Below are 12,724 nucleotides of genomic sequence, written 5' to 3'. Positions count from 1 at the left end.
TTCTTTCAGTAATAGACGAATACACGAAGCACCCATTACGGGGGGATGGCATGGACGGAACCGTGCAGGCATGGGTGAACGGATGGATCGTGTCGCGCGGGGCCGCGCCACCCGTCACCGAGCCATGGGGCTGGACGATCGACATGGGGATGTTCGGGCACGTCACGCGGCATGTGCTCGGCACGACCGGCGACGACCTGGACGAGACGACCGTCCGCAAGGTGGCCGGCGCGGTGACCGGGCACGGCGTGTGGCTCAAGGCGTTCCGGGACCCGTCCGTGGTCGCCGGCTGGCTCGACGACAGCTGGTGGATCGACCCCGAGCCCGGCTACCTGATGACCGTCCCGCTGACCATGGGCGACGTTCCTGACGTCCCCGACGGCTACCGGCCGCACATGTGGTCGCGCGGCGGAGTGACCCGCCTGATGGTGGCCGCGCCGGACGGTTCCCTCGCCGCACGCGGCCAGATCGCCCCGACGGGCGAGACCGCCGTCGTCGACCAGATCGAGACGGCCCCCGGGCATCGCCGCAAGGGCCTCGGCAGCCTCGTCATGCGGACCCTGCAGCACGCCGCCGCCCGGCAGGGGGCGCGGACCGGTGTCCTGGCCGGGACACCAGCGGGACGAGGGCTCTACGAGACCTTGGGCTGGGATGTGGTCGCCCTGCTGACCAGCGCCAGGCACGGCCCGCCGGGCTCCGCGCAGGGCTGAGGAGCCCCCCGGCGCCCAGGCGGTCACCTGCTTCCGGTGCGCCCTCCGGCCGGCGAGGGCGGAGGCCCCAGCCCCGGAGCAGCACACCACCGAAGACGGTCGGCGGCACGCCCGGCCACGGCAGCGGCGGGCGACGCCGCACTGGCGCACCGTCACATCCGGCCGGTGCGCCGGCACCGGCCACGACGCCTGCGCTGACACCGTCGCGGCGGCGCGTGGCGCGGAGCGCGATGGCGCGTGGCGCGGTGGCGCATGGCGCGGCGACGCGGAGCGCTGCGCGTGACGCGGTGGCGCATGGCGCGGTGGCGCGTGACACGGTGACGCGGAGCGCTGCGCGTGACGCGGTGGCGCGTGTCGCATGACGCGGCGAGGATTCGGGTGGATACCCGGCCGACACCGCAAGGCCCACGGCACCTCGGTCGCCGCCATGCCTGCCACGAGGACACCGGTCGCGCACAGGCCGCCGGTGTGCCGTTCAGCCAACGGCTTCGCCGCTTTCCGCCCCGCCCTCCGTGACGGACGCCGCGAGCGGGTCGATTCGCCGCGGCCTCTTGGCCGCGCGGAATTCCTTCGCGCCGCGCTCTCCGCACCTGCCAGGATGCCCCCATGCCCACCTCGAACGACATCCCCCAGGTACTGGACCGTCGCGAGGGCCCGCACGGCGAGGTCGTGCTGCGACGGCACGGCGGCCGGCTGGAGATCATCGCGAACGGCTGTTTCCTGATGGACACCTCCGACGGCCGTTCCGAGCGGCGACTGGTCGACGCCGCGCTGGAGACTCTGGACGGCCGGGCCCACCCCGACGTACTGATCGGCGGACTCGGCGTCGGCTTCTCCCTGGCGCACGCGGCGGCGGACCCGCGGTGGGGACGGATCACGGTGGTGGAACGCGAGCGGGCGATTGTCGAATGGCACCGGGACGGCCCGCTCTCCGCGATCTCCGCCCGGGCCCTGACCGACCCGCGCGCGAATATCGTCGAAGCCGATCTCGTGGCCTACGTCAATGAGACATCCGACACGTTCGACGCCCTGTGCCTCGACATCGACAACGGTCCCGACTGGACGGTCACGGAGGGCAACGGAAATCTCTACCGAGAGGCCGGACTGGCAAGCTGCGCAAGGGTGTTGAGACCCGGCGGGGTTCTCGCCGTCTGGTCCGCCCAGCCGTCGTCGGAATTCGAAGGTACCTTGCGGAATGCCGGGTTCCAACAGGTCCGTACCGAAGAGATCCCGGTTGCCCGGGGCGTTCCCGACGTCGTGCACCTCGCCATCAGCCCTGGATAGCAAAGGCGTGCTGACTCCCCGTACGCTGCTCCCCTGACGCCGATCATTCAAGCGTCAATCGCAACCATGCGCAGGCACAGCCAGTCAGAAGGAATCACCCCACTGGTTCCGGAAAGCACACCCCAGGGGCGGGCGATGGAGCAGACACACACCTCCCACAACGGTTCGGCGACGGCTACCCCGGGCGCACAGCGCCGGGTTCTCGTCGTCGAGGACGACGCCACGATCGTGGACGCCATCGCGACCCGCCTGCGCGCCGAGGGATTCCTCGTGCAAACGGCGGGTGATGGTCCGGCCGCGGTCGACACCGCCGAGGCCTGGCAGCCCGACCTGCTGATCCTCGACATCATGCTGCCCGGTTTCGACGGTCTGGAGGTCTGCCGTCGTGTGCAGGCCGCCCGCCCGGTGCCGGTGCTGATGCTCACCGCGCGCGACGACGAGACCGACATGCTGGTCGGCCTCGGGGTCGGCGCCGACGACTACATGACGAAGCCGTTCTCGATGCGGGAGCTGGCGGCGCGCGTGCACGTGCTGCTGCGCCGGGTGGAGCGGGCCGCCATCGCGGCGGCCACCCCTCGCTCCGGCATCCTGCGCCTCGGCGAACTGGAGATCGACCACGCGCAGCGGCGCGTGCGGGTGCGGAGCGAGGACGTCCACCTCACGCCGACCGAGTTCGATCTACTGGTGTGCCTGGCGAACACGCCGCGCGCGGTGCTCTCGCGCGAGCAGCTGCTCGCCGAGGTCTGGGACTGGGCGGACGCCTCGGGCACCCGGACGGTCGACAGCCACATCAAGGCGCTGCGCCGGAAGATCGGCGCCGAGCGGATCCGTACGGTGCACGGCGTGGGCTACGCCCTGGAGACCCCGACGCCATGAGCGGCGGGCCGGGCGCGCGGAGAGGTCCCGGGGAGCCGGAGCCCTGGGGCGGGGTGAGTCCCTTCTCGATCAAGACCAAGCTGGGCGCGCTGGTCGTCATCTCGGTGCTGATCACCACGGGCCTGTCGGTGATCGCGGTGCACACCAAGACGGAGCTGCGCTTCATCACGGTCTTCTCGATGATCGCCACGCTCCTCATTACGCAATTCGTCGCCCATTCGCTCACCGCCCCGCTGGACGAGATGACGGCCGTGGCCCGTTCCATCTCGCAGGGCGACTACACCCGCCGGACGCGGGAGAACCGCCGCGATGAGCTGGGTGACCTGGCCGTGACGATCAACGCCATGGCCGACGAGCTGGAGGCGCAGGACCGGCAGCGCAAGGAGCTGGTGGCGAACGTCTCGCACGAGCTGCGCACGCCGATCGCGGGGCTGCGCGCGGTGCTGGAGAACATCGTCGACGGTGTCACCCAGGCCGACCCGGAGACGATGCGCACGGCGCTGAAGCAGACCGAGCGCCTCGGCCGGCTGGTGGAGACGCTGCTGGACCTGTCCCGCCTGGACAACGGCGTCGTACCGCTGAAGAAGCGGCGGTTCGAGGTGTGGCCGTATCTGTCCGGCGTGCTGAAGGAGGCCAACATGGTCGCCTCGGTGCGCGCGGGCATCGCCACCGGCTCGGGCAGTCACACGCGGACGGACGTCCATCTGCACCTCGACGTCCACCCGCCGGAGCTGACCGCGCACGCCGACCCCGAGCGCATCCACCAGGTCGTCGCCAACCTCATCGACAACGCGGTCAAGCACAGCCCGCCGCACGGCCGGGTGACGGTGAAGGCGCGGCGCGGCGCGCTGCCCGAGTCGCTGGAGCTGGAGGTCCTGGACGAGGGCCCCGGCATTCCGAAGTCGGAGTGGCACCGGGTCTTCGAGCGGTTCAACCGCGGCAGTGCCAAGCGGCCGCAGGGACCGGGCAGCGACGGCGGCACGGGTCTCGGCCTGGCGATCGCCCGCTGGGCGGTGGATCTGCACGGCGGCAGGATCGGAGTGGCCGAATCCGAGCGGGGTTGCCGGATTCTTGTCACCCTTCCGGGACTTCCCTCTGTGCCAAATTGACGTAAAGTTCGAAGCGGAGCCACAAGATCCACGGGCGTCCGCGCAGAAGGACACGTGTGATCAGGCACAGGCCCGCGCCATCGGCGTACGGGGCCGTGTCCCGCCCTTCCCTTCTCAAGCGGAACCACGCTTGTTTCCCGCCATTTCAACCCCTGAAACGCACTTCGCGATGTGACTTACGCGACGATGAACGGGCCCCACCTGACCTTCACGGTCGGGGAGGCGTAGCCTTGATTCCCGCTGTCCATCATCTTGTGAAGCGGAAGAGGGCGGTTGCCGCCGTGTCGCCACAGTCCCCCAGTAACTCGAGCATCTCGACCGACACCGACCAAGCGGGGAAGAACCCCGCAGCGTCGTTCGGTGCCAACGAGTGGCTCGTCGACGAGATCTATCAGCAGTACCTCCAGGACCCGAATTCGGTAGACCGAGCCTGGTGGGACTTCTTCGCCGACTACAAGCCTGGGGCGGCCGCCGCCTCGGCTCCGGCGGGTACCGCGGCCGCGGGGGCCGCGGGGACCACCACCCCTCAGCCGGCCGCGCCGGCCGCTCCCGCCCAGGCCCCCGCCCCCGCGGCCGAGAAGTCGGCCGCCGCGCCGGCTCCCGCCCAGGCGAAGCCCGACGGGCAGGCCCAGGCGCCCGCCTCGGCGAAGGCCGCTCCGGCCGCCAAGCCGGCCGCTGCCAAGCCGGCCGCCGCCGCGAAGAAGGCCGAGCCCGCCGCTGAGGCCCCCTCCGGCCCTGAGCAGGTCGTGCTGCGCGGTCCCGCCGCCGCGGTCGCGAAGAACATGGACGCCTCCCTGGAACTGCCCACGGCCACGTCCGTGCGCGCGGTCCCGGTGAAGCTGCTGTTCGACAACCGCATCGTCATCAACAACCACCTCAAGCGGGCGCGCGGCGGGAAGATCTCCTTCACGCACCTCATCGGCTACGCCATGGTCCAGGCGATCAAGGCCATGCCGGCGATGAACTACTCGTTCGCGAAGGTGGACGGCAAGCCGACCCTGGTCAAGCCGGACCACGTCAACCTCGGTCTCGCCATCGACCTGGTCAAGCCGAACGGCGACCGCCAGCTGGTCGTCGCGGCGATCAAGAAGGCCGAGACGCTGAACTTCTTCGAGTTCTGGCAGGCCTACGAGGACATCGTCCGCCGCGCCCGCGACGGCAAGCTGACGATGGACGACTTCTCCGGCGTCACGGTCTCCCTGACCAACCCGGGCGGCCTCGGCACGGTCCACTCGGTGCCGCGTCTGATGCCCGGCCAGTCCGTGATCATGGGCGTGGGCTCCATGGACTACCCGGCGGAGTTCCAGGGCACCTCCCAGGACACCCTGAACAAGCTCGGCGTCTCCAAGGTCATGACGCTCACGTCGACCTACGACCACCGGGTGATCCAGGGCGCCGCCTCCGGCGAGTTCCTGCGCCAGGTCGCGAACCTCCTGCTCGGCGAGAACAACTTCTACGACGAGATCTTCGAGGCGCTGCGCATCCCCTACGAGCCGGTCCGCTGGCTCAAGGACATCGACGCCAGCCACGACGACGACGTCACGAAGGCCGCCCGCGTCTTCGAGCTGATCCACTCCTACCGGGTCCGCGGCCACGTCATGGCCGACACCGACCCGCTGGAGTACCAGCAGCGCAAGCACCCCGACCTGGACATCACCGAGCACGGGCTCACCCTGTGGGACCTGGAGCGCGAGTTCGCCGTCGGCGGCTTCGCCGGCAAGTCGATGATGAAGCTGCGCGACATCCTCGGAGTCCTGCGCGACTCGTACTGCCGCACCACCGGCATCGAGTTCATGCACATCCAGGACCCGAAGCAGCGCAAGTGGATCCAGGACCGCGTGGAGCGCCCGCACTCCAAGCCGGAGCGCGAGGAGCAGCTGCGGATCCTGCGCCGGCTGAACGCGGCGGAGGCCTTCGAGACCTTCCTGCAGACCAAGTACGTCGGCCAGAAGCGCTTCTCCCTGGAGGGCGGCGAGTCCGTCATCCCGCTGCTGGACGCGGTGCTGGACTCGGCCGCCGAGTCCCGGCTGGACGAGGTCGTCATCGGCATGGCCCACCGCGGCCGGCTGAACGTCCTCGCCAACATCGTCGGCAAGTCGTACGCCCAGATCTTCCGCGAGTTCGAGGGCAACCTCGACCCGAAGTCGATGCACGGCTCCGGTGACGTGAAGTACCACCTGGGCGCCGAGGGCACCTTCACGGGCCTCGACGGCGAGCAGATCAAGGTCTCCCTGGTCGCGAACCCGTCGCACCTCGAAGCCGTCGACCCGGTCCTGGAGGGCGTCTCCCGCGCCAAGCAGGACATCATCGGCAAGGGCGGCACGGACTTCACGGTCCTGCCGGTGGCGATCCACGGCGACGCGGCCTTCGCGGGCCAGGGCGTGGTGGCCGAGACCCTGAACATGTCGCAGCTGCGCGGCTACCGCACCGGCGGCACGGTCCACATCGTCATCAACAACCAGGTCGGCTTCACCGCGGCCCCCGAGTCCTCGCGCTCCTCGATGTACGCGACGGACGTGGCCCGCATGATCGAGGCCCCGATCTTCCACGTGAACGGCGACGACCCCGAGGCCGTCGTCCGCGTGGCGCGACTCGCCTTCGAGTTCCGCCAGGCGTTCAACAAGGACGTGGTGATCGACCTCATCTGCTACCGCCGCCGCGGTCACAACGAGTCGGACAACCCGGCGTTCACCCAGCCCCTGATGTACGACCTGATCGACAAGAAGCGCTCGGTGCGCAAGCTGTACACCGAGTCCCTCATCGGTCGCGGCGACATCACCCTGGAAGAGGCCGAGCAGGCGCTGCAGGACTACCAGGGCCAGCTGGAGAAGGTCTTCACGGAGGTCCGCGAGGCCACCTCCCAGCCGGCCACGGTCGAGCCGTCGGACCCGCAGGCCGAGTTCCCGGTCGCCGTGAACACCGCGGTGACCACGGAGGTCGTCAAGCGGATCGCCGAGTCCCAGGTCAACATCCCCGACCACATCACCGTCCACCCGCGTCTGCTGCCGCAGCTGCAGCGCCGGGCGGCGATGGTCGAGGACGGCACCATCGACTGGGGCATGGGCGAGACCCTCGCGATCGGCTCCCTCCTGCTGGAGGGCGTCCCGGTCCGCCTGGCCGGCCAGGACTCGCAGCGCGGTACGTTCGGCCAGCGCCACGCGGTCATCATCGACCGCAGCACCGGCGACGAGTACACGCCGCTGCAGTACCTCTCCGAGGACCAGGCCCGGCTCAACGTCTACAACTCCCTCCTCTCCGAGTACGCGGCGATGGGCTTCGAGTACGGCTACTCGCTGGCCCGCCCCGAGGCGCTCGTGATGTGGGAGGCGCAGTTCGGCGACTTCGTCAACGGCGCCCAGACGGTCGTGGACGAGTTCATCTCGTCGGCCGAGCAGAAGTGGGCCCAGACCTCCGGCGTCGTCCTGCTGCTGCCGCACGGCTACGAGGGCCAGGGCCCGGACCACTCCTCGGCCCGCCCGGAGCGCTTCCTGCAGATGTGCGCGCAGAACAACATGACGGTCGCCATGCCGACGTCGCCGTCGAACTACTTCCACCTCCTGCGGTGGCAGGTGCACAACCCGCACCACAAGCCGCTGGTGGTCTTCACGCCGAAGTCGATGCTGCGCCTGAAGGCGGCGGCGGCGAAGGCGGAGGAGTTCACGACCGGGCAGTTCCAGCCGGTCATCGGCGACGCGTCGGTCGACCCGGCCGCGGTCAAGAAGGTCGTCTTCTGCGCGGGCAAGGTCTACTACGACATCGAGGCCGAGCGTCAGAAGCGCGGTATCACGGACACGGCGATCATCCGCATCGAGCGCCTGTACCCGCTGCCGGGTGCCGAGCTCCAGGCGGAGATCAAGAAGTACCCGAACGCCGAGAAGTACCTGTGGGCCCAGGAGGAGCCGGCGAACCAGGGTGCCTGGCCGTTCATCGCGCTCAACCTGATCGACCACCTGGACCTGGCAGTTGGTGCCGAGGTCCCGCACGGCGAGCGTCTGCGTCGCATCTCGCGCCCGCACAGCTCGTCCCCGGCGGTCGGTTCCGCCAAGCGGCACCAGGCCGAGCAGGAGCAGCTGGTGCGTGAGGTGTTCGAGGCCTGAGCCTCTGAGCACCGGCTCGTACGAGGGTCCGGCCCCGGGTGTGCGCACCCGGGGCCGGACCCTTCGCCGTTCCCGGTCCCGGATCGGCCGGGGTCCGAAGTCCAGGACGCCGCAGTGCGGTCATGCCGCGCACAGCGCACGTCCTACCCTGGACGGGTAGGCAAGAGGGCTTGCCCTTCCGGATCAGGAGCAAGAGTTGTACTTCACCGACCGAGGCATCGAGGAACTCGAGAAGCGACGCGGCGAGGAGGAGGTCACCTTCGAGTGGCTCGCCGAGCAGCTGCGGACGTTCGTCGATCTCAACCCCGACTTCGAGGTGCCGGTGGAGCGCCTGGCCACGTGGCTGGCGCGGCTGGACGACGAGGACGACGAGTAGGAAGCCGATCAGGCCGCCGCGTTCGCGAGCGTGGATGACGGCGGCCTCTATGCCGCGCCGCCCAGGGGCGGCGGCCGCGCCCGGCACCACTTACTCGAGTCAACACGGTCTCCCCCGCCCTCCCCGGCGAGCCGTTGCCGACCCAGCCCCCCAGCCCACCCAGCGTCCCCAGAACGGATGTCTTGACTTTACCCCACCGCGATATATCGTGAATGAGAAGAGACGCGATATGGCGCGTGGAATCGGGGAGGTCGCTTCATGTCCGAGTGGTCCGTCACGGAGCCGACGAAACTCACCTTCGACGAGCCGGTGAGCGACCTCCACGTCCGACTCGTCAACGGCGGGGTGAACGTGGTGGGCACGGACGAAGGTCCCGCCCGCCTGGAAGTCTCCGAGATCGAGGGCCCACCCCTGATGGTGACCCGTCAGGGCGGCACGCTGACGGTGACCTACGAGGACCTGCCCTGGAAGGGCTTCCTCAAGTGGCTGGAAGGCAAGGGCCTGCGACGCAGCGCGCTGGTCTCCCTGGCCGTCCCGGCCGGCACGCGGGTCGAGGTCGGGGTGGTCGGCGCGACAGCCGTGCTCTCCGGAATCGAGGGACCCTCGGTCGTGAAGGGGGTCACCGGCGACGCCACCCTCGTGGGACTCGCCGGCCCGGTCCGCGCCGACACGGTCGCCGGGAACGTGGAGGCCCAGAACGTGACCGGCGATCTGCGGTTCAACTCGGTCTCCGGTGACCTGACGGTCGTCGAGGGCTCCGGACCCTCCGTGCGGGCCGAGTCGGTCAGCGGCTCCATGATCGTCGACCTCGCCCCGGAGGGCCCCACGGACGTGCGGCTCACCAGCGTCTCGGGCGAGATCGCCATCCGGCTGCCGTACCCGGCGGACGCGGAGGTCGAGGCCAACACGGCGAGCGGCGCCATCTCCAACGCCTTCGACGATCTGCGGGTGCACGGCCAGTGGGGGGCCCACAAGATCACGGGCCGTCTCGGCGCGGGCAACGGCACACTGCGGGCCACCACCGTCTCCGGCTCCATCGCCCTGCTCCGCCGCCCCGCCAGAGACGCGGACGGCGAGGCGCGGGACCTGAAGGACGACCCGCAGGCCGGCTCGGGAGACAATTCCGTCTCCGACCGGGGCGCCGACCACGCCGGCAGCCCGGCCGACGGCACGACCGACAAGAAGGTGCTCTGACATGCCTCCCGTCTTCGCTCACGGCCGCCTCCGCCTCTACCTGCTGAAGCTGCTGGACGAGGCCCCGCGCCACGGCTACGAGGTGATCCGCCTCCTCGAGGAGCGCTTCCAGGGCCTGTACGCACCGTCGGCGGGCACGGTCTACCCGCGCCTGGCCAAGCTGGAGGCCGAGGGGCTGGTCACCCACACCACCGAGGGCGGCCGCAAGGTCTACTCGATCACTGACGCGGGCCGCGCCGAACTGGCGGACCGCAGCGGCGAGCTGGCCGACCTGGAGCTGGAGATCCGCGAGTCGGTCGCCGAACTGGCCGCGGAGATCCGCGCCGACGTGCGCGGGGCCGCGGGCGACCTGCGCCGTGAGATGCGCGCGGCGGCCACCGAGGCCCGCCGGGACACCGCCAACGGGTCACGAGCCGAGGGCACGCCCCTCGGGGATTCCGCGAGCCACGGCGACAACGAGGCCTGGCGCATCGCGAAGGAGGAGATGCGGCGTGCCCGGCAGGAATGGAAGGAGCAGGCCAGGCGCGCCAAGGACGAGAGCCGCCGCGCCCGGGAGGACGCGCAGCGCGCCCGCCGCCAGGCGAAGGAGGCCCAGGAGCAGATGCAGCGCATCGCCCGCCGGGTCCAGGAGCAGGTCCAGGACCACTTCACACGCGGTGACTGGCCGACGGGACTGCGCGAAGGCCTGAGCGAACTGGCCAAGGAGGTGGGCGAGTTCGGAAAGAACTACGGCAAGGACTTCGCCTTCGACTGGACCGGCAGGCCGACCTCACAGCCGCCCCGCTCCCAGCCCATGGCCGAGGACTTCCCCGCCGCCTACGAACCGGCCTGGGCCCACGAGGACGCCACGGACTCCACCGGCGACCCCGCCCGCGACCTGGACCGCCTGCTCGACCGCTTCCGGGACGACATCCGCGACGCGGCCCGCGACCACGGCGTCACCGCCGACCAGCTGCGCGACGCCCGCCGCCACCTGTCGACGGCGGCAGCCCACATAGGAGCACTCCTGCGTACCCCCCGGAAGTAGGAGCCGCCCCCTCACCCTGCCTCGGCCTCGCCACCACTCCCGTACAGCACCCCCATCAGAGACCCGTACGTCACCCCGTGGTCGGCGAGGACCTCCGCCGGCACACCGGGGCGCACGGCCAGGGCCAGCAGGATGTGCTCGTCACCGATGTGCCGGTCCCGCTGAGCGAGAGCGACCCGCAAGGACCGCTCCAGCACATCCTTGGCGCCTCGCCCGAAGGAGGGACGCCCCGACCACCACCGCTTGTCCTGCCGGTCGCCCGCCATGGCCCCCACCCCGTGCACCTGCTCCACCCGGGCGACGATCTCCGCCACATCGATCCCGAGCCCGGCGAGCGCGTCCGTGTCGGCCTGCGACAGTCCGGCACGCCGCCGCGCCTCCCGCAGCGCCTGCCGCACGGACTCCCTCCGCTCCCCCAGCCCGAGAGCGCTGAGTGCGAGGGAGCCACGACTGCCCTCCCGGTCCAGCAGGGCAAGCAGCAGATGCTCCGGCTCCACACACTGCCCGCCCCCACCGTCCCCCTCCACGTACTCGAACGCGCTCTTCACCACATCCCGGGCGTCCTTCGTGAACCGCTCGAACATCAATGCCTCCCGTACTTCTTGTGCACGGCCTGCCTGCTCACACCGAGTTCGGTGGCGATCTCCTGCCACGACCAGCCCTGGTTGCGCGCGTTGCGCACCTGCACGGCCTCCAGCTGCTCCAGCAGCCTGCGCAGCGCCGCGACGGCCCGCAGGCCGACCCGCGGGTCACGGTCACCGGCACGCTCGGCCAGATCGGTTGCTTCGGTCATACCGTCAACCTACGTTGACATTCCCACTCGCGTCAACCCGAGTTGACACACAAAACGGCCGGCCCGAACCCGGACCGGCCGCCGAACACAGCAGACGCAAACGCACTAGGAATTGACGAGCACGACCTTCCCGAACTGCTCACCCGACGCCAGCCGCTCGAAGCCCTCACGCGCACGGTCCATCGGCAGCACCTCGTCGATGACCGGCCGCACACCGGTGGCGGCACAGAACGAGAGCAGGTCCTCCAGTTCGTCCTTGGTGCCCATCGTGGAACCGACGACCTTGAGCTCGAGGAAGAAGATCCGGGTCAGTTCGGCGTGCGAGGGCCGGTCCCCGCTGGTGGCACCGGAAATCACCAGCGTGCCGCCGGGCTTCAGCGACTTCACCGAATGCGACCAGGTGGCAGCCCCGACGGTTTCGATCACCGCGTCGACCCGCTGCGGCAGCCGCGCCCCGGATTCCAGCGCCTCAACGGCCCCCAGCTCCACGGCCCGCTTTCGCTTGGCCTCGTCCCGGCTGGTGGCGAAGACCCGCAGTCCGGCCGCCTTCCCCAGCACGATGGCGGCGGTGGCGACACCGCCGCCGGCGCCCTGCACCAGCACGGAGTCACCCGGCCGGACACCCGCGTTGGTGAACAGCATCCGGTACGCCGTCAGCCACGCGGTGGGCAGGCAAGCAGCCTCTTCGAAGGACAGCTCCTTGGGCTTGGGCAGGATGTTCCACGTCGGGACGGCGACCTGCTCCGCGAAGGTGCCCTGATACCGCTCGGTGAGGATGGAACGGGGCTCCTTGGGGCCCACTCCGTGCCCACTCTGTCCGATCACGGAGTGCAGGACGACCTCGTTGCCGTCCTCGTCGACGCCGGCCGCGTCACAGCCGAGGATCATCGGCAGCTTGTCCTCTGCGAGGCCGACACCGCGCAGGGACCAGAGGTCGTGGTGATTGAGGGAGGCGGCCTTGACCGTGACGGTGCTCCAGCCCGGCCGGGCCTCGGGAGCCGGTCGCTCTCCCAACTCGAGGCCGGTCAGCGGCTGGTCGCGGTCGATTCGGGCGGCGTAGACAGCGAACATGACCTTGACGATAGGTTCCGATCCCCACCTGTGGAACCACCGGCCGGTGTGAGACACACCCTCTTGTCAGGCTCTCGGCGTTGCTGCTGGGGCCGGGTGGGTCCGCAGCCCGGCGGTGCGGGGTGCCTCCCCCAAGTTCTCGGCTTCGCTCGAACAGGGGGGACCCCCACGCCCACCCGTGCCGCCC

At 70.3% G+C, this 12,724-nt stretch carries 11 protein-coding genes; 8 read left to right on the top strand and 3 right to left on the bottom strand.

Annotated elements, in window-relative coordinates:
• The first annotated feature begins 50 nt into the window (after window positions 1–50).
• From IE97_RS0127795 to IE97_RS0127760, 8 genes are all read left to right on the top strand, one after another.
• Window positions 51–710 (top strand): GNAT family N-acetyltransferase, encoded by a 660-nt coding sequence (locus tag IE97_RS0127795; RefSeq protein ID WP_030955430.1) that lies wholly within the window; start codon window positions 51–53, stop codon window positions 708–710.
• A 606-nt stretch (window positions 711–1,316) separates the two neighbouring features.
• On the top strand, window positions 1,317–1,994 hold the full coding sequence (locus tag IE97_RS0127790; protein WP_030246202.1) for a spermidine synthase: 678 nt from the start codon (window positions 1,317–1,319) through the stop codon (window positions 1,992–1,994).
• Window positions 1,995–2,129: 135 nt separating this feature from the next.
• Window positions 2,130–2,870 carry a response regulator transcription factor gene (locus IE97_RS0127785; protein WP_030246200.1) on the top strand — a complete coding sequence of 247 codons (741 nt, stop codon included), beginning with the start codon at window positions 2,130–2,132 and terminating at the stop codon, window positions 2,868–2,870.
• On the top strand, window positions 2,867–3,979 hold the full coding sequence (locus tag IE97_RS0127780; RefSeq protein ID WP_030246198.1) for a HAMP domain-containing sensor histidine kinase: 1,113 nt from the start codon (window positions 2,867–2,869) through the stop codon (window positions 3,977–3,979). The genes IE97_RS0127785 and IE97_RS0127780 overlap by 4 nt, the downstream gene beginning before the upstream one ends.
• Before the next feature lie 281 nt (window positions 3,980–4,260).
• Complete coding sequence (locus IE97_RS0127775) at window positions 4,261–8,076, top strand: multifunctional oxoglutarate decarboxylase/oxoglutarate dehydrogenase thiamine pyrophosphate-binding subunit/dihydrolipoyllysine-residue succinyltransferase subunit (protein ID WP_030246196.1); 3,816 nt, start codon at window positions 4,261–4,263, stop codon at window positions 8,074–8,076.
• Between the two features lie 196 nt (window positions 8,077–8,272).
• Complete coding sequence (locus IE97_RS0127770) at window positions 8,273–8,452, top strand: DUF6104 family protein (RefSeq protein ID WP_003992906.1); 180 nt, start codon at window positions 8,273–8,275, stop codon at window positions 8,450–8,452.
• 258 nt (window positions 8,453–8,710) lie between these two features.
• Window positions 8,711–9,646, top strand: coding sequence for a DUF4097 family beta strand repeat-containing protein (locus IE97_RS0127765; RefSeq protein WP_030246193.1), 936 nt, complete (start codon window positions 8,711–8,713; stop codon window positions 9,644–9,646).
• Window position 9,647: 1 nt separating this feature from the next.
• Window positions 9,648–10,673, top strand: coding sequence for a PadR family transcriptional regulator (locus IE97_RS0127760; RefSeq protein ID WP_030246190.1), 1,026 nt, complete (start codon window positions 9,648–9,650; stop codon window positions 10,671–10,673).
• An 11-nt stretch (window positions 10,674–10,684) separates the two neighbouring features.
• On the opposite strand, the gene IE97_RS0127755 is transcribed toward IE97_RS0127760, so the two are convergent.
• The 3 genes from IE97_RS0127755 to IE97_RS0127745 all read right to left on the bottom strand — a co-directional run bounded on the left by IE97_RS0127755 (window position 10,685) and on the right by IE97_RS0127745 (window position 12,537).
• Window positions 10,685–11,257: a Clp protease N-terminal domain-containing protein gene (locus tag IE97_RS0127755; RefSeq protein ID WP_030246187.1), complete on the bottom strand. Its 573-nt coding sequence runs from the start codon at window positions 11,255–11,257 to the stop codon at window positions 10,685–10,687.
• Window positions 11,257–11,466 (bottom strand): HTH domain-containing protein, encoded by a 210-nt coding sequence (locus IE97_RS0127750; RefSeq protein WP_003992902.1) that lies wholly within the window; start codon window positions 11,464–11,466, stop codon window positions 11,257–11,259. The genes IE97_RS0127755 and IE97_RS0127750 overlap by 1 nt, the downstream gene beginning before the upstream one ends.
• 105 nt (window positions 11,467–11,571) lie before the next feature.
• Window positions 11,572–12,537 carry a zinc-binding dehydrogenase gene (locus IE97_RS0127745; protein ID WP_030246184.1) on the bottom strand — a complete coding sequence of 322 codons (966 nt, stop codon included), beginning with the start codon at window positions 12,535–12,537 and terminating at the stop codon, window positions 11,572–11,574.
• Window positions 12,538–12,724 lie beyond the last annotated feature (187 nt).

This window comes from Streptomyces sp. NRRL S-455, assembly GCF_000717875.1.
In the GTDB taxonomy this organism is placed as follows: domain Bacteria; phylum Actinomycetota; class Actinomycetes; order Streptomycetales; family Streptomycetaceae; genus Streptomyces.
This window is presented reverse-complemented; position numbering and strand designations above follow the sequence as displayed.